General features: G+C 65.1%; 22 protein-coding genes and 3 pseudogenes. 11 read left to right on the top strand and 14 right to left on the bottom strand.

Features of this window, described 5'->3' with window-relative positions; all coding sequences use genetic code 11:
* Positions 1 to 75: 75 nt before the first annotated feature.
* The 5 genes from OHB21_RS13290 (at position 76) to OHB21_RS13270 (ending at position 4124) form a co-directional block, all read left to right on the top strand.
* Entirely contained in the window at positions 76 to 630 is a 555-nt protein-coding gene (locus OHB21_RS13290) for a hypothetical protein (protein ID WP_328438916.1), read from the top strand.
* Between the two features lie 75 nt (positions 631 to 705).
* A complete protein-coding gene (locus tag OHB21_RS13285) occupies positions 706 to 1614 on the top strand; it encodes an IS5 family transposase (protein WP_328438914.1) in 909 nt (302 codons plus the stop codon).
* 140 nt (positions 1615 to 1754) lie between these two features.
* A complete protein-coding gene (locus tag OHB21_RS13280) occupies positions 1755 to 2663 on the top strand; it encodes an IS5 family transposase (RefSeq protein ID WP_195142877.1) in 909 nt (302 codons plus the stop codon).
* Positions 2664 to 2778: 115 nt separating this feature from the next.
* A complete protein-coding gene (locus OHB21_RS13275) occupies positions 2779 to 3393 on the top strand; it encodes a hypothetical protein (protein WP_328438912.1) in 615 nt (204 codons plus the stop codon).
* Positions 3390 to 4124 carry a glycosyltransferase family 25 protein gene (locus tag OHB21_RS13270; protein WP_328438910.1) on the top strand — a complete coding sequence of 245 codons (735 nt, stop codon included), beginning with the start codon at positions 3390 to 3392 and terminating at the stop codon, positions 4122 to 4124. Before OHB21_RS13275 ends, OHB21_RS13270 begins: the two co-directional genes overlap by 4 nt.
* A gap of 13 nt (positions 4125 to 4137) precedes the next feature.
* On the opposite strand, the gene OHB21_RS13265 is transcribed toward OHB21_RS13270, so the two are convergent.
* From OHB21_RS13265 to OHB21_RS13255, 3 genes are read right to left on the bottom strand one after another with little or no spacing between them, the layout of a single operon-like run.
* Complete coding sequence (locus tag OHB21_RS13265; RefSeq protein ID WP_232110915.1) at positions 4138 to 4755, bottom strand: acyltransferase; 618 nt, start codon at positions 4753 to 4755, stop codon at positions 4138 to 4140.
* Between the two features lie 41 nt (positions 4756 to 4796).
* Positions 4797 to 5561 (bottom strand): alpha/beta hydrolase, encoded by a 765-nt coding sequence (locus OHB21_RS13260; protein WP_232110914.1) that lies wholly within the window; start codon positions 5559 to 5561, stop codon positions 4797 to 4799.
* 42 nt (positions 5562 to 5603) lie between these two features.
* Positions 5604 to 6194, bottom strand: a complete 591-nt coding sequence (locus OHB21_RS13255) for a HalD/BesD family halogenase (RefSeq protein WP_456153868.1) — start codon at positions 6192 to 6194, stop codon at positions 5604 to 5606.
* On the opposite strand from OHB21_RS13255, the gene OHB21_RS13250 reads away from it, so the two are divergent.
* Entirely contained in the window at positions 6106 to 6405 is a 300-nt protein-coding gene (locus OHB21_RS13250; protein WP_195058841.1) for a transposase, read from the top strand. The two genes, OHB21_RS13255 and OHB21_RS13250, sit on opposite strands and share 89 nt — an antisense overlap.
* 2 nt (positions 6406 to 6407) lie before the next feature.
* Positions 6408 to 7289: an IS3 family transposase gene (locus OHB21_RS13245; RefSeq protein ID WP_195142960.1), complete on the top strand. Its 882-nt coding sequence runs from the start codon at positions 6408 to 6410 to the stop codon at positions 7287 to 7289.
* Here the strand turns inward: OHB21_RS13245 and OHB21_RS37740 are convergent.
* From OHB21_RS37740 to OHB21_RS13235, 3 genes are all read right to left on the bottom strand, one after another.
* Positions 7265 to 7618: a HalD/BesD family halogenase gene (locus OHB21_RS37740; protein ID WP_456153867.1), complete on the bottom strand. Its 354-nt coding sequence runs from the start codon at positions 7616 to 7618 to the stop codon at positions 7265 to 7267. The two genes, OHB21_RS13245 and OHB21_RS37740, sit on opposite strands and share 25 nt — an antisense overlap.
* A gap of 17 nt (positions 7619 to 7635) precedes the next feature.
* The gene (locus tag OHB21_RS13240) at positions 7636 to 8574 is read right to left on the bottom strand and encodes a phosphotransferase (RefSeq protein WP_051047385.1); all 939 of its coding nucleotides are present in this window, start codon (positions 8572 to 8574) and stop codon (positions 7636 to 7638) included.
* 188 nt (positions 8575 to 8762) lie between these two features.
* Positions 8763 to 9317 (bottom strand): GNAT family N-acetyltransferase, encoded by a 555-nt coding sequence (locus OHB21_RS13235; RefSeq protein WP_195142878.1) that lies wholly within the window; start codon positions 9315 to 9317, stop codon positions 8763 to 8765.
* A 360-nt stretch (positions 9318 to 9677) separates the two neighbouring features.
* Here OHB21_RS13235 and OHB21_RS13230 point away from each other — a divergent pair, with 360 nt between their 5' ends.
* The 3 genes and pseudogenes from OHB21_RS13230 (at position 9678) to OHB21_RS13220 (ending at position 13087) form a co-directional block, all read left to right on the top strand.
* Positions 9678 to 10472 carry a site-specific integrase gene (locus OHB21_RS13230; protein ID WP_232110913.1) on the top strand — a complete coding sequence of 265 codons (795 nt, stop codon included), beginning with the start codon at positions 9678 to 9680 and terminating at the stop codon, positions 10470 to 10472.
* Positions 10473 to 10526: 54 nt separating this feature from the next.
* A pseudogene (locus tag OHB21_RS13225) lies at positions 10527 to 10868 on the top strand (tyrosine-type recombinase/integrase); the annotation flags it as partial.
* A gap of 77 nt (positions 10869 to 10945) precedes the next feature.
* Positions 10946 to 13087 carry a tyrosine-type recombinase/integrase gene (locus OHB21_RS13220; protein WP_054814846.1) on the top strand — a complete coding sequence of 714 codons (2142 nt, stop codon included), beginning with the start codon at positions 10946 to 10948 and terminating at the stop codon, positions 13085 to 13087.
* A 94-nt stretch (positions 13088 to 13181) separates the two neighbouring features.
* Here the strand turns inward: OHB21_RS13220 and OHB21_RS13215 are convergent.
* The 4 genes and pseudogenes from OHB21_RS13215 to OHB21_RS13200 form a co-directional block, all read right to left on the bottom strand.
* A pseudogene (locus OHB21_RS13215) lies at positions 13182 to 13307 on the bottom strand (recombinase family protein); the annotation flags it as partial.
* Between the two features lie 138 nt (positions 13308 to 13445).
* Positions 13446 to 13973, bottom strand: coding sequence for a PaaI family thioesterase (locus OHB21_RS13210; protein ID WP_051047383.1), 528 nt, complete (start codon positions 13971 to 13973; stop codon positions 13446 to 13448).
* A gap of 21 nt (positions 13974 to 13994) precedes the next feature.
* The gene (locus OHB21_RS13205) at positions 13995 to 14438 is read right to left on the bottom strand and encodes a universal stress protein (RefSeq protein WP_043737890.1); all 444 of its coding nucleotides are present in this window, start codon (positions 14436 to 14438) and stop codon (positions 13995 to 13997) included.
* Positions 14435 to 15958, bottom strand: coding sequence for an MFS transporter (locus OHB21_RS13200; protein WP_210747209.1), 1524 nt, complete (start codon positions 15956 to 15958; stop codon positions 14435 to 14437). The genes OHB21_RS13205 and OHB21_RS13200 overlap by 4 nt, the downstream gene beginning before the upstream one ends.
* Positions 15959 to 16146: 188 nt before the next feature.
* Here OHB21_RS13200 and OHB21_RS13195 point away from each other — a divergent pair, with 188 nt between their 5' ends.
* Positions 16147 to 16794 carry a TetR/AcrR family transcriptional regulator gene (locus OHB21_RS13195; protein ID WP_043737888.1) on the top strand — a complete coding sequence of 216 codons (648 nt, stop codon included), beginning with the start codon at positions 16147 to 16149 and terminating at the stop codon, positions 16792 to 16794.
* 19 nt (positions 16795 to 16813) lie between these two features.
* On the opposite strand, the pseudogene OHB21_RS13190 reads toward OHB21_RS13195, so the two are convergent.
* From OHB21_RS13190 to OHB21_RS13175, 4 genes and pseudogenes are all read right to left on the bottom strand, one after another.
* Positions 16814 to 19829 (bottom strand): annotated as a pseudogene (locus OHB21_RS13190) (Tn3 family transposase).
* Between the two features lie 223 nt (positions 19830 to 20052).
* Entirely contained in the window at positions 20053 to 20961 is a 909-nt protein-coding gene (locus tag OHB21_RS13185) for an IS5 family transposase (protein WP_195142877.1), read from the bottom strand.
* Between the two features lie 128 nt (positions 20962 to 21089).
* Entirely contained in the window at positions 21090 to 22196 is a 1107-nt protein-coding gene (locus OHB21_RS13180) for a DUF4238 domain-containing protein (RefSeq protein WP_157227746.1), read from the bottom strand.
* A 64-nt stretch (positions 22197 to 22260) separates the two neighbouring features.
* A complete protein-coding gene (locus tag OHB21_RS13175; protein WP_068049986.1) occupies positions 22261 to 22695 on the bottom strand; it encodes a GNAT family N-acetyltransferase in 435 nt (144 codons plus the stop codon).
* Positions 22696 to 22790 lie beyond the last annotated feature (95 nt).

Raw genomic sequence — 22790 nt, 5'->3', positions numbered from 1 at the left:
TTTCTGGACACAGGTAGTACGGCCGCTCGGGAAACCCGATGTCGCATTCGCCTTCGCTGGACATAAGGTGGACAGATGCTGGCGCCGCCCTCTATCGACCAGGTGAAGGACAGCTTGAGACGGGTGCGCCGCGGACTCGGATTGGCGCGGCCCACAGCACTGCTCACCATCATCGACGAACCTGTGCAGGCATATCTGTGCCGCGACTCCGACACCGAGCCTGGCTCTGCCGAACACATCGAACATCTCGCCGCAATCCTGCGTCAGGCGATCGGTCAGCTCACCGAGAGCGAGCGGGTCTACGCCGAAGTGGATTTCAACGTTCGACCTGACCACAGTTACCCGACGCTCACCGACAGGCAAGAGTCCCTGGCCCAGCACCTCAAGTGCGCGGTCAAGACCGTGCGCCGCCGTTCCGACCAAGCCCTCGACACCCTGGCTTATCTCCTGGTAACGATCTCGTCGGCTCCTGACGGGGCACAGACGCAGGCCATCGACCGCAGCCCGAGCCACCACGGCCGGGCCAGCAAACAGGATCCCTACGATGCTGTGCGCCGGTTCTGGGGCCTGCGTCCTAGAGCGTGTTTCATAAGCTCGATGGCGTGGGACCGAACCCGTTGTCCAGGTTGAGAAGTTGGTGATATGGCGAGGTCTCCGGTAGTTGGTTGAACGACCAAGCACAACCGGAAACCAACCGGAGACCTCTTGAACAGCGTAACGGCAACGTGCCGTGCGGATCTGACCGATGCCCAATGGGCGAAACTGAAACCGCTACTACCTGCCGGTATGAAACCAGGCCGGCCGCCACGGTGGTCGAAACGCCGGTTGATCGACGGGATCCGCTGGCGGATCCGGACCGGCAGCCCGTGGCGTGACATCCCGGCGGTTTACGGTCCATGGCAAACCGTGTACGGGTTGTTCCGCCGCTGGCAGCGCGACGGAACGTGGGAATCGATGCTGACCGCGCTGCAAGCCCACGCCGACGCGGGCGGCGAGATCGAGTGGACGGTCAGCGTGGACTCCACCGTCGCCCGAGCACACCAGCACGCGGCCGGTGCCCGCCGCGACCCGCACCGCCAGGCCGAGCCGGCGGGCGGATTCGATGACGAACCCGCCGACCATGGTCTCGGACGGTCACGGGGCGGGTTCACCACCAAGCTGCACTTGGCCGCCGACCAGGGTCAGCGGCCGTTGGCCCTGGTGGTCACGCCCGGTCAGTGGGCCGACTGCCCGCAATTCACGACCGTGCTCGGCGAGATCCGGGTGCCGCGGCTGAGCGTCGGTGGTACCCGGTCGCGGCCGGATCGGGTTCTGGCCGACAAGGCGTACTCTTCGGCGGCCAACCGTGCTTACCTGCGGCGACGCGGGATCAAGGCGACTATCCCGATCAAGGCGGATCAGGCCGCGAATCGCGCGGCCAAAGGCCATGCCGGTGGGCGACCGCCCGCGTTCGAGCTCGGTCTCTACGCCCTGCGGCACGCTGTGGAATGCACGATCAACCGCCTCAAACAGCACCGGGCAGTGGCCACCCGGTATGACAAACTCGCCGTCCGCTACCTGGCCACCGTCCGCGTCGCCGCGATCAACCTGTGGTTGTCAGGTCGCGGCTTATGAAACACGCTCTAGGCCGCGTTTCATAAGCCCGATGGTGTGGGGACGGAACCCGTTGTCCGGGTTGAGAAGTTGGTGATATGGCGAGGTCTCCGGTAGTTGGTTGAACGACCAAGCACAACCGGAAACCAACCGGAGACCTCTTGAACAGCGTAACGGCAACGTGCCGTGCGGATCTGACCGATGCTCAGTGGGCGAAACTGGAACCGCTACTACCTGCTGGTATGAAGCCGGGTCGGCCACCGCGGTGGTCGAAACGCCGATTGATCGACGGGATCCGGTGGCGGATCCGAACAGGCAGTCCGTGGCGTGATATTCCGAGGGTATATGGGCCGTGGCAGACGGTGTATGGGTTGTTCCGCCGCTGGCAGCGTGACGGCACGTGGGAATCGGTGCTGACCGCACTGCAAGCCCACGCCGATGCGGGCGGTGAGATCGAGTGGACGGTGAGCGTGGACTCCACGATCGCCCGCGCGCACCAGCATGCGGCGGGTGCGCGCCGCGACTTCGACGGCCAGGTCGAGGCGGCGGGTGGTTTCGACGACGAACCCGCTGACCACGGGCTGGGACGGTCTCGGGGCGGTTTCACCACGAAGCTGCACCTGGCCGCCGACCAGGGGCAGCGGCCGCTGGCGCTGGTGGTCACGCCTGGTCAGTGGGCTGATTGCCCACAGTTCACGATGGTGCTCGGCGATATACGGGTGCCGCGGCTCTCGGTCGGTGGTACCCGGTCGCGGCCGGATCGGGTCCTGGCCGACAAAGCCTATTCTTCGGCGGCCAACCGTGCTTACCTGCGGAAACGCGGGATCAAGGCAACCATCCCGATCAAGGCGGACCAGGCAGCGCATCGTGTGGCCAAGGGCAACGCCGGCGGCCGGCCGCCGGCGTTCGACCCTGGTCTCTACAAACTCCGGCACGCCGTGGAATGCACGATCAGCCGCCTCAAACAACACCGCGCTGTCGCCACCCGCTACGACAAACTCGCTGTCCGTTACCTGGCCACGGTCCGCGTCGCCGCAATCAACCTGTGGTTATCCGGCCAAGGCTTATGAAACGCGGCCTAGCGGTGGCGTCGACATTGTCTGCTCCGAAATCCCCGTGGACGAACGTCCAGAGTATGCGTCACCACAGGATCGGAACTACCTGCGGTATGCCAAGTTCGCTGACTTGGACACATTGATCTTCGTCCGCACCCAACTGGCGCAACTCGCTCCCACCGCGGTTGTGCGCGACTTCGCGCCCTCGGAGTACTTCGATACCCAGGTCGAGGTTCTCGTGGTGATCGGCGGCCCACCGTGGAACGCCAAATACCGGGAGTTCCTCCCTCAGTTACCCTTCTACTTTGATGCGAATCCGCTCGGTGAGGACGACCCGCTCGTCGTACCCGAACTGGACAACCTCTGTATGGCTCCACGGTGGACACCCGGTGGCGAGCTGATCGAAGACCTCGCCGTGCTCACCCGGCTCACCGTGCAGGGAACCACCGCGCTACTGCTGGGCGGGTGCCTCACCCTCGGGGTCCTCGGCGCGGCCCGCGCACTACTCGATCCACGACGACGACCCACCAATGTCGAATACCTCTCCGACCACGTCGGTCAGGATGACTTCGTCGTGGTCACCGAAGCCCGTCGCGTCGGCGGCATCACCGACGTCGCCGACCTCACCGTCATGGAGCCCCTGCTGCTCATGTCCCGCCCCCACGGCGCGAACTGGGGAGTCGTGATCGACAACACCAAACGCTTCACCTGCCATCACCGCTGCTCCCCCGGGCAAACGGCGTGACGAATCTGGACGACATCGCCACCTATGTCGTGAATCTGCCACGGCGGAAAGACCGCCGAGCATGGATCAGCGCCCGGCTACCTTCGGCAATGACGGTCACCTACACCTCGGACCTCGACGTGGTCATCGACGGCCGGCAACTCGCCACCAGCGACCTCCAGGCGCTTGGAATCAAGCTGTTCGACTGGCAAATCGACTCCGACAACCCGTGGTGGAATCGACCGCTCAAATACGGCGAAATAGGCTGCACTCTCGCTCATCTCGCATGCCGGAACCACGCCGAGAAGCACAGCGCAGCCCCGTACACTCTGATCCTCGAAGACGACGCGACCCTCCCACCGGAATTCGCACCACGCCTTCTCCAGACCCTGAACCTGATCGACGAAGTCGATATCGCATTCGACATGCTGTACCTCGGGCGCGACCTGCTCCGGCCGGACACCCCTACGCCGGTTCCCGGGATCGTCCACCCCGGCTACAGCCACTGCAGCTACGCCTATCTGCTCACTCGCAGTGGCCTGCGTACCGCACTGTCCACCGAACTCACCGAGGCCATCGTGCCGGTCGACGAGTTCCTTCCCGCCCTCTACACACCACATCCACGACCCGATGTGCGGGCACGGTTCGCACCGCGACTCACCGCGCTAGCGTTCGATCCGCCGCTGGTCACACAACGACCGAAGGACGACGCCGGCAGCGACACCGAGAATTCCGACTTCATTCGGTGGTGATGCGCGGCTTCGATCACCGCATCGGTCGCGGTGCCGTCCAGTGTTCGATCAGCGCCGAAAGACGTTTACCGGGCCACTCGCCGATCGGCGTGTGAACATTGACGCCGGTGACGACGTGCTCACTCGGCACGTTCTTGGTCACGACCGCGCCGGCCGCGACGTAGCTGCGAGGCCCGATCCGGACGCCGCCGACCACTCGTGCACCAAACCCGACCACCGAATCCGCCTCGACCACGGGCGGTTCTTCATCCACTCCCCACCAACCCAGATGCGGACTCGTGTACTCGTGGACCAGCTCGCCCATCACGGTCGCGCGGTCACCGATCACCGTCGCATCGCAAACGAACCCAGCGACACACGCGTCCGCGCCGATCGTGACGCGATCACAGATGTAGGCGCCGTGGACGACCCGGGTCCGGTCGCCGATCACACACCCGTACCCGATCCGTGCCCGGTCTTCTACCACGCACTCCATGCCAAGAGCTGTGCCTTCCTGGATGATGACCTGGTTGAACAGCAGACTCCGATCTCCGATCACGACAGGAGTACCCGCCGACCATCGCCCACGTTGAGCTTCCCGCAGACGCGTTTCCTTCGGGCATCCCAGAACGCAGTGCTCGCCGATGATCACATCATCACCGAGCCGAATCGGCCCGTGCAGGTCCCTGGGAGTCACGAGGCGGGCGCGACCTGGCCGACCAGCCAGTCAACCGTCTCCGAGATCGCCTGATCTTCGCGCTCCCGCGAGTCGAAGCCGTGATCCGAACCAGCGATGGTACGCAGCGCCGTATTCGGCCTCGACATCGCGGCCCGAGCGGAAATCTCGTAGGAGACCGCGGTGTCACGGTCTCCATGGACGATCAGCGACGGCACGGTGCTGTCGAGGAATCGTGCCAGTGGGTCGTAGTGGGCGAACTCGCTGAACAACACGCGGCCGAGTTCGAATTCCCCGTCGACCACCAGGACTCCGGTGTCGTGCAATAGTTTGCGCTGCGACGCGCCGAAGTTCTCTTCACCCCACGCCAAATCCGGCTCCAGGAACGTATGCCGCAGGTCGAGGACAGGATTCCACAGCACCAACCGATCAAGCCCATCAGCAAGCCACGGCAGCGACAGCACCGTGGACACGGCCCCGAAACTAGCCGCCACAATCGAAAACCGGCCCGGAAACCGCCCCTGGAGGAACTGCACCGCAGCCTCCAGATCCAGGCACTCGCCAGCAATGGTCACTCCGCGTTGCGTCCCACCGCTGTTTCCATGCCCCCGGAACGAGAACCGCACGACATCAAATCCCACAGCGGTCAGTCGCTCGGCCAAGCGGACGAACATCCCACCGCCCTCGTCCATATCCACAGTGATCCCGTGCACCAGCAGCACGACCCCCTTGGCCGGAACGGATGCCATATGGACCGCTGCGTCGAGCCGCACACCGTCCACTGATCCCAATGTGACGCTCTCAACCGGCAAGGTTTCCTCCGCTCAATCCCCAGGCTCGGACCACAGTGCGTCCATCGTCTCGTGCGATACGGGCCGCGACAATTCATCCTCCGCCGCGAACGCCATGTTCACAATCGTGCGGCGGCCCCGCCGAATCGGGTGCACCCGATGCAGCGTCGTACTCGCCCGCATGAGATACACCTGTCCCGGACCGGCCTCCAGCCGGTGGATCGCGCGATCACGAAGTACCTGCTCGATGCCCGGCTGCTGCTTATCCCACACCGTGCCCGGGACACACTCGACGAATCCGCCGTCAACGGTGTCCGGGCATTCGGCCACCCACACCAGCGCGAAACTGTAATCGTCCCAATGCCATCCATGCGTGTCACCCACCCGGTCCAGCTGGGTAACCACGAACTGTTCGGGCTCATACGGGCATGAATACACAGCTTGACCGGCCACGGCAGCCACAACCTCGGTGAGGTTCCCCCGCTTCCTTGGAGGGCTCTGAGCATGGTCCGATAGGACCGGGAAGGAGCCCCACGTGGCAGCACCGAAGAAATACCCGGACGAGTTGAAGGCCCGAGCGGTCCGGCTGTATTTGGAGTCGGATCCGAAACCGACGATCCGCAAACTCGCCCAGCAGTTGGGTGTGCATCATGAGGCCTTGCGGAACTGGATCCGCCAAGCCGATACCGGGCAGCGACCGGAACCAGCAGACACGGATCTGGCCGAGGAGAACAAGCGCCTGCGTAAACAGGTCGCTGAGCTGGAGCGGGTCAACGACATTCTTCGTTCTGCGAGTGCGTATTTCGCCTCGGAGCTCGGCCAGACCCGGAGGTGATCGTGCGGTTCGTCAAGGACAGCCGGCACCCGGTCGAGCTCGTATTGCGGGTGCTCGGGATCGCCTCGTCGACCTATTACTGGTGGTGCAAACGCCTGGAACAGCCCTCGTCGCGGCAGCTCGCGGACGAGGCGTTGCTGGCCGAGATCGTCGATATCCATACCAGCTCCGGCGGAACCTATGGTTCTCCGCGGGTGCATGCGATGCTGGCCCGCCGCGGGATCTCGGTGGGCCGCAAAAGGGTGGAGCGGGTGATGCGTGGCGCCGGGTTGCAGGGCGCTTTCCTGCGGAAACGATGGCGGATCGCCTCGACACGGTCCGATCCGCGGGCAGCGCCGGCACCGGATCTGGTCGAACGGGTCTTCACCGCGGATCGGCCGAACCGGTTGTGGGTGGCCGACGCGACCAGGATCCCTTGCGGTCAGGGCGCGTTCTGGCTGGCGGCAGTGCGGGACGCGTTCTCCAACCGGATCGTAGGATGGAAAACCTCGGACCGCTGTGACACCGAACTCGTACTCGGTGCACTCGAGTTCGCGGTCTGGAGCCGTGACATCCGCGACGGTGAGTTGATTCACCACAGCGACAGAGGCTCGACCTACACAGCGATCCGGTTCGCTAACCGGTTGGCGGACAATGGGATCGCGCAATCGATGGGATCGGTCGGCGACAGCTACGACAATGCGTTGATGGAGAACTTCTTCTCCACGTTGAAGACCGAACTGGTTTATCGCCGGGCCTGGCGGACCCGCGACGAGGCCGAGAACGCCCTGTTCGCCTATATCGATGGCTGGTACAACAGCCAGCGCATCCAGAAGAAGCTGGGTTGGCGATCACCGGACGAGTTCGAAGCGAGCTACCATCACCCGGTTCCGTCCGGAACCTGATTACTCCGCCCTCCAGCAATGCGGGGGAACCTCACGGCGACCTCGGGTGATGCATACGTCTCCCGGATCACAACTCCGCTCTCCGCGATCTGCGCCCGCCTCACGTTCCTCATCCGGCGAGGCGTGAAACCTGTCTCGGCGAAAGCCAAGTCCCGACGGACGCCCAACTGCTCCGCCAACCAGATGGCCTCAGCCGCAATCGCATACCGAACTGACGCGGGAAAGAGCCAGGACACCACCGCGGCACCGTGCCGCTCCAGGTCGTCATGCGCGGCGGCGATCCGCTGCGCATGTTCGACTTCGTACCTCGTGTTCACACCACCGGTCATAGCGGACCGCGCTGCGCTCACTTCCACCCGACCCGCCGCTGCAACCACGCAACCGTTGCGCGACCTGACTCGGCGCGGTGCCGACGCAGAGCCACCGACTGCGACCCTCCAGGCCGACGGCTCTCTCGGATCCAGTACCCCGCCAGCGCGCACACCAGCGCAGAGATCGCATCAGGATCGACGCCCCGGGTGAGGGCGTGCGAGCCCAGGATCGGTTCGGGATCGACCCCATGCAGGGCGAAGGCGGTCGCCAGGAACACCAGATCCACCCACGCCGCACCCACGGATGGCCAGGACCAGTCCACGATCATCACCGTGCCATCGGGGCGCACCAGCATGTTGTCGGCGCGAAGATCGGTATGCAGCAACGTCTGCCCGACCGTGGCACGCTCCCACCCGGATTCGAGAACAGCGAGCCGATCCACGTTCCGGGCCGACCACTCGTCCAAGTTACCGGCCAGCTCGCCGCCGGCCAGCTTCCGCCAACCTGATAAGTCCGATCCGAGATCATCGGCCAGGGTCGGTACGTCCGGTAGTGGGTTCGGTGTCAGCATCCGTGCCATGTCCTCGACCACGGCGAGCACCGCCGCCAATTCCGTAGGCTGGTCGAAACGGGGATGGCGACCGGTGACGTCGTCGAATACCAGGACTCGCCACCCGTCGATTTCCAGCATGAACCTCACCGCTGGTGCCGGGATCTCTGCTGGGAGCTGAGTCGCGGTGTCGCCTTCGATCCGGTACCGGTGGGCGAAACGGTCTCTGATGGGGATTGCTTTGGCAAACACCGTGCGACCGTCCACCATCGCTAGCCGGGATGCCATTCCGCGGCTGAATCCGCCCGGTTGGGTCGATCCCGAACGCACTCCCGCGCCCAAGCGACTCTCGATCTCGCCTCGCACCGAGATGGGCAGCTCGCTCCACGCGATCCGGGACACCGGGATTTCGATCTCGGTCATCGGACAATAGTGCCGCGCGAACAGCGGCCTTCACCAGCTAATTTCCCGCTCGGCAGCCCGTCCGGGATGATCGTCGTCCCGGGCGATAGCGGGTCATAGTAGCCCTGACCGAGTAGGAGGCCGTCATGGTCGTAAGCGACGGTACCGAATCTGGAGGTGCCCACCGAGGTCAGCCAACAGGCGGCCGATCAGGACAGATCAGAACCCAACATCGAATACATGATCATGTCCCGACGCTCCTCGCCGACCAGCTGCCAACTGCGGAGCAGGCCCTCACACTGGAAACCCACACGCTCAGCCGTCCGCTGGGATGCGGCATTCCAGGGCTCGACATATAGGTGAAGGCGGCGGATCTTCAGGTCAGTAAGGGCCCAGGCAGTGACCGCTCGAAGCGCTTCCGCAGCGACCCGCTGACCACGAGCGGACTTGACCACCCAGTAGCCCAGCATCGCACGCCCCTCGTCCAGGTCCCGCAACCACAGACCGACCGACCCGAGCGGCCGACCGTCCTCAACCCGCACGATGACGAACGGATACCCACTGCCGGTCGATACACGCTCCCACTGCCGACGCACGAAGGCTTCGCCTGCTTCTCGCGAGTACACCGCCGGAACGGTCGTGATCAACGGGATGTGATCGTCGCTCGACGCCTCTCGAACCAGAGGCAGGTCGCTGATCTCCCAGGAGCGGAGCACAAATCTGTCGTTTGCAGTCAAACGCGGGATATCCAACGGGGCAACCATGCTCGCATCCTGCCGAGATGCCCACGCAGGCGCACGCCCATTTCACACCCGAGATCTGCGGGTTCGGCCAACGGAATGGCTTCACCGCCAAGGTGCGGGACGGCGGTGGGACCACGATCGAGCAATGGCGCCTCTAGTCGATCCAGTACCGTCGCATCGTGCTGCCGTCGGCCCAAAGCTCGACCCCCTCCAAGACCCCGCCGCAAGCCTCGATGACGTATTGACTGAACTAACTTCGTAATCCTTGCAGGTCAGCTTAGGTTTCTGCTAGCTTTCCTCGCCATGTGCGAAGAGGGCGGCGAGCGATATCTGTCGAGACTCGTTGTGCCGGACGTCGGTCGGCTCCAAAGGACCGGTGACGTGTGGGAGCCATACCAGCTTCTCGACGCGAACGGCGCGGTCATCGAACCCGCGGCGAGGTACTTCGCCGAGCTACAGGCCACCGACAAGCAGCCGTCGACGATCCGGTCATATGGCAGCGATCTGCTTCGCTGGTGGCGGTTCCTCGCCGCGATCGGCATGTCGTGGGACAAAGTAACGCCAATGGAGGGGCGCGACTTCGGACGATGGAGGTTGTTGGCGGACAAGCCGATGAGAGTTCATTGGCGGCACCGGACCGACGGCCAGTTGCCCGGTTTGCCCCGCGGCCGCCCCAGCCAGGTCGTCAATGCCGTCACTGGCAGGCCGAGCCCGGGACCGAAGTACTCGCCAGCGTCGCGGGCGCACGCCGAGACCGTCTGGCGGGCGTTCTACGACTTCCAGCTGGAACTCGGCAAAGGCCCATTGATCAACCCATTCCCGCTGGACCGCTCACGACGCTCAAGGCGGGCTCACGCGCACCACAACCCGATGGATCCGCATCGGAAGGAGCGGGTCGGCCGCTATCGGCCGAAGGTTCCCAAGCGGATCCCGAAGAAGATCCCCGACGAGCAATTCAACACGGTGTTCGCGGCACTGAAGTCGAACCGGGACCGCGCCCTGCTGGCGCTCTGGGTGTCCACCGGCGCCCGCGCCGAAGAACTACTGTCCGCCTGCCAGGGCGATGAGGATCCCGGCCAGCAACTGATCACGGTTACACGAAAGGGTTCTCGCAAAGCTCAGCAGTTGCCGGCTTCGCCTGATGCGTTCGTCTGGCTGCGGCTCTACCAGGAATAACTCTGGCGCAAGGGCGCTTCCCGCGGTCACCGCCATCCACTCTGGTTCACGCTACGCCGACCTTGGCGGCCGCTGTCCTATCACGCGGCCCGAGCAATGTTCACCCGCGCCCAGGAAGCGCTCGGCTCCAACTATCCGCTCCACGCCCTTCGGCACACCGCGGCCTACCGCATGGCCGATGACCCGGACATGGACATCACCGACGTCCAGTGGATCCTTGACCACGCCGATCTGACGACCACGCAGCTCTACACCACCCCTACCCACGGTGAGGTGATCACGGCTGCGCTCGCCCACCACGCGCGCCAGAACGAGCGCGCGGCAGCCCCACCGGAGCCGCCAGCGTCGGGTTACGACCCACGTTCTCTCGACGTCATATTCGGCAGGACGCAGTGAAATCATCGACAACCACAGCGACGGCTGAGGTCGGTTCGACCAGCCGAAAGCAGGAACTGACGCGCGAAGCGCGTGGAGTGCTCGCCGAGACCATCCTGGATCAATTTCCCGCTCGACCAGTGCTTTCCGCTTCGCGTCAGGCCCTGACCGTCGAGAAAACCATTGAACGGCTCGAGGGGTTACGGCTTCCTCCGGTGTCGGACGATATGCGCTTTCGTCGCAGACTGTGTGTCAAGAGGCTGCTCGGCAGGCTGGAGATCTTCCCTGGCGAGACCTGGCAGCAGCGATGGCAGGCCAGCGGTGCCGAAACCGCTGAGCCGCACTGGACTGCGGCCGCCGCGGAATGGCACCGGGCACACGGCCGGGTAGGCGACAAGTCCCAGCTGCTGACCGCGCTGATGCTGCTGTCCATTGCAAGGATCATCTGTCCCAGCCCGACATTCCTGCTTACTATCAACCGAACCGGAACCTGGACGACTAGGATCGCCGAGTATCGCGATCCGTCGGGTTTCGGGCTACTCAAGACGGCGATGACGCCCGAAATCCGGTCGAGCACCTGCCTCCCCGTCATCCGATGGCAGCTCTGTGTCCTGCTGCTGACCAAGGGCGGCGGCGTTCGCGACATCACCGTCGGAGACTGTGTCGAGTTACGCAAGCAGGAGATAGCCATCGGTTTGCCCGGAAAGGGGCGCTATCTGTTCTACACCCTGCTCGAGGCTGCGGGATTCCTTCCGCAGGGTGCGCCGGTGACCCTGCGCGCAATCATGAACTATGGCGGACGATCCAGCATCGAGCGACTCGTGGATCGGTATCACGTCGCTGATCCCGAGGTCCGCAACCTGCTGGTCAGCTACCTGGCGGAACGGCAAGTCGCCCTGGACTACACCACACTCGACTCGTTGTCGCGGGTGCTGGTTATGAATTTCTGGACGGATCTGGAAGCACACCATCCAGGCATCGACTCGCTCGACCTCGACCCGAAAGTGGCGCATGCGTGGAAAGAACGCCTCCGCGTCAAGATCCAGAATAAGCGCCTGCCGGACGGGACCACCGTCGAGGTCACCGTCCCACGGGTGAACTACCTCCAACTCCTGACCACAGTCCGGGCGTTCTACCTGGACATCGCGCAATGGGCTACCGAGGATTCTGCGCGATGGCCGCGATGGGCCGTTCCGTGCCCCATCCGCGCGTCGGAAACCGCGCACTCGACCAGGAAGGTCAATTCGCGCCGAAAGGCGCGCATGGACCAGCGGACCCGCGAACGCCTGCCCTTGCTGCCAGTTCTGGTGCGGACCGCCGAACGCCGCACCGAGGAGGCCCGCCTCCGACTGGACGCAGCGTTGAATTCTGAACCCGGCAAGCCGTTCACCGTCTTCGGCGAGACCTTCACCAGAGTCTCCGCACGCAGAAACGAAAATCAGCGGCTCAGTATGGTTACGGGCGTCTTCGACTCGACCGGCCGCCGCCGCCACCTTCGTGCCGAGGACCATCGTGCCTTCTGGGGTTGGGCAGCAGTCGAGTTTCTTCGGCACACCGGCGTCAGGGTCGAGGAGATGCTCGAAACGAGCCATCACAGCATCATCCAGTATCGACACCCCCAAGCAGGGCAGATCATCCCGCTGCTGCACGTCGCGCCGTCCAAGACCGACGAGGAACGCCTCCTCGTCGTCAGTCCGGAGCTGGCCGATGTCATATCCGCGATCATCGCCCGAGTTCGGCAGAAGGACGGAGCCATTCCATTGGTCCCCTTCTATGACCTCTCCGAACGATGCTGGGCCACGCCGGCTCCGCTGCTGTTCCAGTGGAACAACGGCAGCCATACGCGAGCCATAGCGGCGTCGACGATCCGCAAATGCATCAGGGAAATACTCGAGTCGACGGACATAAAAGACGCCGGCGGCCAACCGCTCTACTTCGTGCCCCACGACCTGCGCAGAATATTTGCCACGGACGCAATTCTGAACGGGATGCCCCCGCACATTGCGCATGCTGCTGGGTCACAACGACATATCCACCACCATGGGTTACAAGGCCGTCTACCCACAAGAAGCAATCAACGGCCACCGCGCGTTCATCACGCGGCGCCGAGGAACGCGGCCGAGCGAGGAATACCGCACCCCTACCGATGCCGAGTGGGAGGAATTCCTGGGCCATTTCGAGCGCCGCAAGGTTGCGCTCGGCGAATGCGGGCGCGCATACGGAACTACCTGCCAGCATGAGCACTACCTGTCGCTCGTCGATGGCCGCTGCGGCGGAGGTGGCGGCGGCGAGTGCGTTGTCCAGGCCGGCCCGGTTCTTGCGGGTGGTCCCGGAGAACCCTTTGTCGATGAAGATCCGCTCGCGCGGCGCTCCGAGCGCCAGTAGTTGTTCGGTTTGGATCTCGACGTCTTGTTCGTCGGTGGAGCAGCGGCAGTATCCGATGCGGAACGGCTCACCCATGCCGAAAGTGTTCCAGATGGCGGGGGTTGACCGGCACAGTTTGCGGAACACCTCTACGGAACACCGGTGTGCTGGGCCGATGTTCGTTCTGCGTGGTGTTCCGGTGGACGATCGGGTTACGGAACAGGTCAAGGGGTGTTATCGGTGTGTGGGGGTTTGTTGTGGGGTGAGGAAGTGGTTGACGTCGACGATGAGGAACAGTGCGGTGGCGGTGGTGACCACGTGGGCGTGGTCGTTTTCGATGGTGGCTTTCAGGTGGAGTTTGCGGCCGTCGCGGGAGTGGATGTGGGCGCGGAGGGTGTAGGGGGTGTCGAGCAGGATCGGGGCGAGGTAGTCGATGGCGAGGTGGCGGGTGACGGCGGGTTCCCCGACGGTGTAGAGCAGGAGTCCGAACAGTTCGTCGAGGACGGTGGCGACCGCGCCGCCGTGGGCGATCGCTGGGGCGCCGACGTGGCGGGAGTCGAAGCGGTGGTGGGCGTAGACGCCGTGTGTGTCGCGTCGGGCGCGTAGCTGGTGGCCGTGGGGGTTGGCCGGTCCGCAGCCGAGGCAGTGGTCGTGGTGGGGCGGCAGGTCGGCGGAGTCGGGTGCGTGTACGGGGAAGGCGGGGATCCAGTCCGGGACCTGGCGGGGCTCGGGTGTGTGGGTGCTGGGTGTGTTCTCGGTCATGGGTGCTTTCTGTGAGTGTGTTTAGGCGGTGATGAGGATGTCGCAGTGGGTTTTGCGGGCGAGCTCGATCGGTGGGGTGGACAGCAGCTGGGCCAGCAGTGGTGACCGGTGGGGGTTGGCGGTGACGATGAGGTCGGCGGCGGTGGCCGCGGCCAGGTGCAGCAGCGCGGGTAGGGCGGGTTCGTCCAGGATGTGGGTGTCGACGTCGGTGGCGCCGTGGGCGAGGGCGTGCTGGTGGGCGATGCGCAGGACGGTGTCGGCGGGGGTGCTGCCGTGCAGCGGGGAGGTCTCGGGTCCGGGCCGGTCGAGGTGGGCCTTGGGTGTGTGTTCGTCGATGCGGTGGCGAGCGCAGACGATCAGTAGCCGGGCGTGGGTGGCGTGGGCGAGTTCTGCGGCGTGCTCGACCACACGGTAGGAGCGGTCGGATCCGTCGGTGTCGACGATGATCGTGTGGTAGGCCGTCATGACGGGCGTCTTTCACGAGGAGAGGCGTGTGAGGAGGGGGGAGAGGTTCTCATGTGCGGGCGTGGCGTGCGGCCGGGGGCCAGGACGGCCAGCACGATCGCTGTGGCGGTGGTGAGGGCGGCCAGTGCGAGCGCGGCCTGGCCGCTGCCGTGCACGAACGCGGCTTGGGCGAACTCGGCCAGCGGCGCGGCTACCGGTCCTGCCTGGTCGGCGACTTGCAGGGCGGCGGCCAGGGAATCGGCGACCGGGCCGCGGGCGGGCTCGGGTAGCCGGGCCAAGGCGGGCTGGATGCGGTGGGTGTAGCCGGCGGCGAGGACGCTGCCGGCCACGGCGATCCCGATCGCGGCGCCGATCTCGCGGGCGGCGTCGTTGACCGCGGCGGCGACCCCGTGTTTGGCCTCTGGGGTGTCGGCGACGATGGCATAGGTCGCCGGGGCGGTGCACAATCCCAGGCCCGCGCTCATGATCAGCAGCGGCCACAGCAGGTCGGGATAGTTTGCGGCGAGGGTCAACCGGCTCACCAGCACCAGCCCGGCGGCGATGGTGAGCAGGCCGGTCACGGTCATCACCCGTAATCCGACCAGGCTCGACAGCCACGGCGCGATCACCGAGATCGCGACCAGCGGCACCACCATCGGTGCCAGTGCCAGCGCCGAGGCCAGCGGCCCGTAACCGAAGATCAGCTGCAGGTACTGCACCAGCAGCAGGAACACTCCGAAGGTGACCAGGAACTGGATGGTCACCGACAGCGACCCGGCACCGAAACCGCGGCGGGTGAACAACCGCACGTCCAGCAGCGGCGCCGCGCTGCGCAGTTCGACGACCACGAACGCCACCGCCGCGGCCACACCGATCCCGGCCGCGGCGGCGACGAGCGGGTCGGCCCAGCCGCGTGCGGGGACCTCGATCGCGGCGAACACGATCGCGGCGACCGCGACCGCCACCGTGCCCGCGCCGACCCAGTCCACCGGCGGATGCTCACGGTGGCGGGATTCGGCGATGGTGCACGCCAGCACCGCCAGCACCGTCCCGGCCACGGTCAACCCGACGAACACCGAGGGCCACGACCATCGTTCGAGCAGCACCCCGGCACCGAGGATCCCCAGCACCGCCCCGGATCCGGCGACCCCGGCCCATATCCCGACCGCCCGGCCGCGATGAACAGGGGCGAACCCCGCGGTCAGGATCGACAGCGTCGAGGGCATCACCAGCGCCGCGCCCGCCCCGGCCAGGGCGCGCGTCGCGATCAGCCACACCGGCTCGTCCAGCAGCAGCGGCAGCGCCGAGGCGGCGGCGAACACCACCAATCCCGCCACCAGCACCACACGTCGCCCGTAACGGTCACCGACGGCGCCGGCGGGCAGCACCAGACACGCCAGCACCAGTGTGTAGCCGTCGACGATCCAGGTCAGCTGAGCTTGGGTGGCCCCGGTCGCGACCGCGATCTGCGGCAACGCCGAATACAACGCCGCCATCGCCGCGACCACCAGCGCCACCGCCAGGCACGACACCGTCAGCATCCACCACTCGGCCCGGGTCCACCGGGCGATCTCGACAGTGTCCGTCCCAGGCGTGTCCACCGGCACCTCCCGACTTTAGAGACCGATAGTCTCTGTGCGAGACCATTCGTATCATAGGGGTCGGGGTGTGGGATAGAGTCCACTCACACCCACAGCCGCACGGCACGAATCCGGAGGAACACGCGTCCATGACCGACCCGCACCCCGCGGACGACGAGCAGGCCGATCCGCGGCTGGCACGCTCACGCAACCGGTTGCTCGACGCGGCCACCCATCTGCTGTCCACCGGCGGTGTCGAGGCGGTCACCGTCGAAGCGGTCACCCGCGTATCGAAAGTCGCGCGCGCCACCCTCTACCGGCACTTCGGCAGCACCACCCATCTGCTCGCGGCGACCTTCGAACGGCTGCTCCCCCACGTCGACGCCCTCACCGGCACCACCCCGGTACGCGAGCAGCTCCTCACGCTGCTCACCACCCAAGCCGACCTCATCGAACAGGCCCCGGTACAGATGACCACCCTGGCCTGGCTGGCCATGGGATCCATCGACGACAACCACACCGACCCGGCCGCGCTCACCTCACTACGCGCCCGCGTCATCGAGCAATACCGCCGACCGTTCGACCAGATCCTCACCAGCCCCGACGCCCGCGCCACACTCGGCGAACTCGACACCACCTTCGCCATCATCGAACTCCTCGGCCCGATCGTGTTCGCCCGCCTCACCGGACTACGCACCATCGACCACGACGACTGCGCCCGGCTCGTCGACAACTTCCTCACCGCTCACTCAACAGCCACCGCATCAACCAGCCCGACCGGCACCGGCAGGCCGTAACCACAGATCGGCCGCGCAGTCAGAACAAGGTGTCACGCACCCGCAGCGGCCGGTACCCGGTCGGGCCCAGCTGGGCCAGCTCGGCGTCGATGTCGACCTCGATCGCGCCGAAGAAATTGATGTTGGCACTGTGGGCCGGGCTGATGTGGGCCAGGACCTCGTCATCGATACGCTGCCCGGCCCGACGCATCTGATCGACAGCGAGCCCGTAATACTCCGTGGTCCAAGCGATCACAGCGTTGGTCGCCAAGGTCAGGCACCAGGCTTGCTCGGTCTGGTCCTCGAGATGGCGTGCCCGAATCATCCCCTTATGGGCATAGAGCAGGTCGCGCCGCAGCGCGTGCAGCGACTCGCCCTTGTTGAGCTGCCGCGAGATCTTGCGCCGATAGTCCGGATCGGAGAGGTACCTCGCGGCGTAGATGGTGCGCCGCAGCGCCCCGTACTCCTTGAGCGCCGCGGCCAGAGTGTTCTGCCGCCCCGACGCCGAGAGCTTGCCGACCAGCAGCGACGCGGTGGCGTGCCCGAACTTCAACGATCCGGCCAACCTGAGCAGATCGTCCCAGTGCTCGGCGATCAAACCCGAGATTCGCTTTGCGGGTCATCAGCGGGCCCGCGTGCGGGAACCGGGCCTCGGCCTGCGCGCGCGGGCCCGGCCGGTACAGGGTGATCCGGCCCAGATCCCGGATCCGCGGCGAGAGCTGCATCCCGAGCAGGTCGAACAACCCGAAGTTGACCAGGGTGACCCCGTGGGTGTCGGTGGCGTGCTCGGTGATCGGCAGATCCGCTGCATTGCCCAGGATCTCATCGAGCACGTAATGGGCTTCACGTTTGGTCGCCACGATCACCTTGGTGCCGTAGGTGGCATGCTGATCGGTGACATGGGTGTAGGTCGACAGGCCCTCGCTGGCGAAATACCGGCTCAACGGCCTGGCCGTGGTTGATTTCCCACGCGTCGGGAACCGCTGCCCATCGCTCGACGACAGCGTTCCGGCACCGAACACCGCGGTCAGCGGCAGCCGCTGATGGTAGCCGATCAACACGAGGTTGGCCGCGCGCAGGGTCTCCTCGCGCACATACCACTCATCGGTCCAGGCCAGGATGTCGTAGGTGATCCCGCACGCCTGCGCCATCCGGGTCAACCCCAGGTTCGTCGAGTGCGCCAGCAGTACCGCGATCAGATTGCGTTTGAGCTCCGGCGTCCGGGTGGCCTGGCCGCCGGCGTGGGTGAAGCAGTCCAGGTAGCCGGTGCGCTTGTCCAACTCGATCAACAAGGAAACGATCGGCGCGAACGGCAGCATCTCGGTCAGCTCGGCCTTGAGCGCGATCGCCTCGGCGGGAACATCTTCCGCGCTCAGCGGCGAGATCACCAGATCCCCGCCCTCGTCCACCCTGACCGGGCCGTCCCCGCCGGCCAGCACCGCCTCCAGCTCACCGACCGCATCGTGCAGTTCGGCGACCACGGCCGCCAGCGCGACGCCCGGATCGGCGGATCGCCCGACCAGGCGGCAGAACTCGCCGCGTTGCGGTTCCCACTGCCCAGTGGTGATCAGGTAGGCGGCCGGGTCGGCGTAGCGGCGCGAGCCGGGCACGAACACATCCCCGCTGCGCAGCCCGTCGCGCAGTCCGAGCAGTACGCACAATTCCCAGTAGTGCCGGTACGCGGTGGCGCTACCGGTCTTTCGGGCCTCGTCGAGGTAGCCGCGCCATTTCGTCGGCACGAACCCGGTCGGGGCGTCGTCGAAGACCTTGCGCCGCCCGGTCGCGTTCAGCTCGCGCAGCATGTTCACCGCGATCAGCAGCTCGGTAGCGGCGGTGCCGCCGGCGAAGCGCACCGCTTCAAGCACTGCGGGGGTGAACTGGCGCAGGTAGTTGTAGGAGGAATCCAGCGCTGCCAGATGCCCGTGATCACGCGGCAACCTGGGTTTGGCCTGGGCGATCGCCGCGCGCAGGCGCTCCCACCCGATCTTCTCGCCGCGGATCAGCGCGCCGATCTCCTCATCAGCCACCGTCGGGTCGGTGACGATTTCCAAGAGATCGTCCAGCAGCGCCTGGCGGTCCTCGCCGGTCTTGCCGCGCTCGGCCAGCTGCTGCTGCATCTTCCGTTCGGCGGCACCGAACTTCGCCGAGATCGCCTGATCGAACAACACCACGACCTCATCGAGCACATCGGTGCCCGACTGGGCCAGCACCGTGAGCAGGATCGGATACCGGCGCTGCGGATCCCGACGCTCCAGGGCTTGCGGACTCAGACGCCGGCCCATCGTGGCCAAGAACCGGCGCCGCTCGGCGGGCAGCACCGACAGATCCAGCCGATCAGCACCCAAACCCCGCAGAAACCCCAGCTTGTCGACCTCGGCGCGGACCGCAGCCGCCGACGCCTCCACCGGCCCGGTCGACAGCCACCGCAACCGCGAGATCCCCAGCGACGCGTCCGTGACCAGCAAGCCGTCCAACTCCGCACACCGCGCCGCAGTGAACTCGTGAGCGAGCCGGTCATAGGTTTCGGTCTGGGCCTGGTGCCGGGCGTGGGCGACCCGCTCCACCACGGTGACAGGGCCCGGCCGGATCACCTTCGCCGAGATCAGATACTCACACGCCAGCCGGAACAACAGAGTCGGGGAATCGTGCTCCATCGCCCGCGCGAGCAGGAACTCGTCGAGCTCCTTGAACTCCAGCGCACCGGCCGCACGCCATCCCAGGTACCGCGCGGCCAGGCGCACATGCTCGGTGCGGGTCTTGGCTCGCCTGCCATAGGCACCGATCACCACCGGGTCGACCCGCAGCTGCTCGGCGAGGCGGGCCACCGCCCCCGGTGGGGCCGTGACCAGCCGATCCGGCACGAATCCCAGCCACGGCAGCGTACACAACGCGATCGCCAAGCCCAGCCGTTCGGCCGGTCCCCTGCCGCGGCCCGGATCCACGAACGCCAGATCCGCCGACGTGAGCGTGAAGTATCGAAACAGCTCCTCGCGGCTGATCTCCGGGAATCCCCGCAGACGTTCCAACTCCTCGTCCGCGAACATCCGCGTCGCCACGAACCCCAGCCTCCACCAGCGCCGACCAACACCAACACCGGCAGCCAAGCACCAACCAGCCGACAGCGCATGCCGAACCCGAAACCCGATGCCTACCAGGCGGCTACGCCATATCCGCCTGATTTTCGGCGGATGCTACGGCTACCCCTTTAGGGGATCGATAGGTGGTAGCGCCGCCGACTCCGGTGGCCAGGGTGTCCGCATCGTGCTCCTAGGCCGCGTTTCATAAGCCTTGGCCGGATAACCACAGGTTGATTGCGGCGACGCGGACCGTGGCCAGGTAACGGACAGCGAGTTTGTCGTAGCGGGTGGCGACAGCGCGGTGCTGTTTGAGGCGGCTGATCGTGCATTCCACGGCGTGCCGGAGTTTGTAGAGACCAGGGTCGAACGCCGGCGGCCGGCCGCCGGCGTTGCCCTTGGCCACACGATGCGCTGCCTGGTCCGCCTTGATCGGGATGGTTGCCTTGATCCCGCGTTTCCGCAGGTAAGCACGGTTGGCCGCCGAAGAATAGGCTTTGTCGGCCAGGACCCGATCCGGCCGCGACCGGGTACCACCGACCGAGAGCCGCGGCACCCGTATATCGCCGAGCACCATCGTGAACTGTGGGCAATCAGCCCACTGACCAGGCGTGACCACCAGCGCCAGCGGCCGCTGCCCCTGGTCGGCGGCCAGGTGCAGCTTCGTGGTGAAACCGCCCCGAGACCGTCCCAGCCCGTGGTCAGCGGGTTCGTCGTCGAAACCACCCGCCGCCTCGACCTGGCCGTCGAAGTCGCGGCGCGCACCCGCCGCATGCTGGTGCGCGCGGGCGATCGTGGAGTCCACGCTCACCGTCCACTCGATCTCACCGCCCGCATCGGCGTGGGCTTGCAGTGCGGTCAGCACCGATTCCCACGTGCCGTCACGCTGCCAGCGGCGGAACAACCCATACACCGTCTGCCACGGCCCATATACCCTCGGAATATCACGCCACGGACTGCCTGTTCGGATCCGCCACCGGATCCCGTCGATCAATCGGCGTTTCGACCACCGCGGTGGCCGACCCGGCTTCATACCAGCAGGTAGTAGCGGTTCCAGTTTCGCCCACTGAGCATCGGTCAGATCCGCACGGCACGTTGCCGTTACGCTGTTCAAGAGGTCTCCGGTTGGTTTCCGGTTGTGCTTGGTCGTTCAACCAACTACCGGAGACCTCGCCATATCACCAACTTCTCAACCCGGACAACGGGTTCCGTCCCCACACCATCGGGCTTATGAAACGCGGCCTAGTCAGTGGTCCATCGAGATAAGGGCCACTGCGGCGAATGGGGCGCGTCGGTCCATCGGGTCGGCAGGAGAACGGCGCGAGCGAACTCCGGAGCGGAGGTGATGCTACTTGACCAGTCCTGCTTCTCTGGGTAGTTGGGGATCTGAATCTGCGATGCGATCGAGGTTCCGCTTTTTTCGAAAACCAGCCGATTGCAGTTGTAGCAGAATTCGCGATTTAGAAACTTTGCCTCAGTCGAAGATAGTTCGAACGGGGGCTTGATCTTCACATTCTTCCGGCTCAGAATTAGGAGTCGATTAGGACTGATCGGAAATACGATTATTTCAGAATTTCTTATCGAGACCGGAAACTGGCGAGTGTTTCGCTTCGTTGGAATTCCGAGTACGGGTTCATCGCAGGTCAATAGATCGCCTGTGGAGCTTGCCAGCCAGTAGTCTCGATCGTTTTCAATCAGCGGGGCGAGAACGTTCTTCCAGGCGCCGATGGCTGCATCGATTGCCTTGGGCTTGGTTTCGCTGCTGACGGCCCGCTTGGCGAGTATCTGATTCACGATAGCCTGGTGTCTCGCTTCTGAGTACTCAATGCCGTACTCGCGACATAAGATCGGAAGCAGGCCGGTAATGTTCAGAATATGGCTGGCTCCGTAACGGTTCACTGCTGCGTCGATGCCCACGTCGGTCTGTCGCCCACGCTGGGTGCGCTGGCTTTGTAGGCTGATGTATACGGCTAGGTTGGAGATTAGGTTTTTATCCTTGATCCTCCCATCGGGCTGACCGTCGAGCGCGCGAAGCCAGTTCGCGGCCCGGCCCTCTATGCGTCCCATGTGGGTCTCGAACCACATGTCTGGATTTGCGTCGGCATCGATGTCGGGTGCCGATATTTGATAGAAGTTATCCTCGACGGCTGTCGATTCTATGGGTACGCAATTTGATTCTTTGGTGTCAACGTTTGTGACCTGAATTTCCCCGCTACCGTCGGTAGTCCACCGCTTGAGATACATTCTTGGCACGTAGTGGTGTCGGAATGTGGTTTGGGCGTTTTTACGAGTCTCTTCCTTGGATTTTTCGATCTCGACGTCGGTTAGCCAACGATTGACGGTAGTCACAGTCTGCATTGTAGGTCGCGCAGCCGCGAGCGACTCAATTCGGCAGTGCGACGAACTCTGGCAGTCAATGAAGCCCAGACAGTTCAGAGAAGATCCGTCGCGATCCGAGATTCGAATCGTCGCAGGTGAGCAGTATCCGGTCGATACCGATCGACCGGGCAACGACGATACTGCGGCGGAGAATGGCGCCACCGTACCCACGCCGCCTGTACTGGGGCAGCACGGCATACCCGATGTGCCCGCCTCGTCGACGTAGGCCCTCGTTGAGGGTGTGTCTGATCGAGGTTCGACCGACTACTTGGCCGTCAACAGTTGCGAGCAGATATGTGGAGGCCACGATGCCATCCGGCAGATTGGCACCCTGCCGCTGTTCCTCCCGGGCGCGGAGATAGTCCGCCCAGCTCATATCGGGTTCAAGACCCAATGCAAACGGAAAGCTATCGCCCTCGGCCAATTCGAGATGCGCGGCGCGGACAACTTTTTCGTCCGTTTCCTGCAACGCGCACGGCGGCGGATCCGAGCACTGTGTCGTGCTCCTCAGCGACGAACATCGTGACCCGTCCCCCATGGATGCGACCAGCCGGAATTAGAGTC

The organism is Nocardia puris (assembly GCF_036051655.1).
Lineage (GTDB): Bacteria > Actinomycetota > Actinomycetes > Mycobacteriales > Mycobacteriaceae > Nocardia > Nocardia puris.
Note: the sequence above shows the minus strand (reverse complement) of the source record. Positions and strands in the feature narration are given on the sequence as shown.

Excerpts from the sequence above, each read along its gene's own strand:
- OHB21_RS13240 (WP_051047385.1), bottom strand. The coding sequence starts at position 8,574 with ATGACCGAGATCGAAATCCCGGTGTCCCGGATCGCGTGGAGCGAGCTG.
- OHB21_RS13210 (WP_051047383.1), bottom strand. The coding sequence starts at position 13,973 with ATGACCGAGAACACACCCAGCACCCACACACCCGAGCCCCGCCAGGTC.
- OHB21_RS13200 (WP_210747209.1), bottom strand. The coding sequence starts at position 15,958 with ATGCTGACGGTGTCGTGCCTGGCGGTGGCGCTGGTGGTCGCGGCGATG.
- OHB21_RS13205 (WP_043737890.1), bottom strand. The coding sequence starts at position 14,438 with ATGACGGCCTACCACACGATCATCGTCGACACCGACGGATCCGACCGC.
- OHB21_RS13235 (WP_195142878.1), bottom strand. The coding sequence starts at position 9,317 with ATGGTTGCCCCGTTGGATATCCCGCGTTTGACTGCAAACGACAGATTT.
- OHB21_RS13195 (WP_043737888.1), top strand. The coding sequence starts at position 16,147 with ATGACCGACCCGCACCCCGCGGACGACGAGCAGGCCGATCCGCGGCTG.
- OHB21_RS37740 (WP_456153867.1), bottom strand. The coding sequence starts at position 7,618 with ATGACCGGTGGTGTGAACACGAGGTACGAAGTCGAACATGCGCAGCGG.
- OHB21_RS13290 (WP_328438916.1), top strand. The coding sequence starts at position 76 with ATGCTGGCGCCGCCCTCTATCGACCAGGTGAAGGACAGCTTGAGACGG.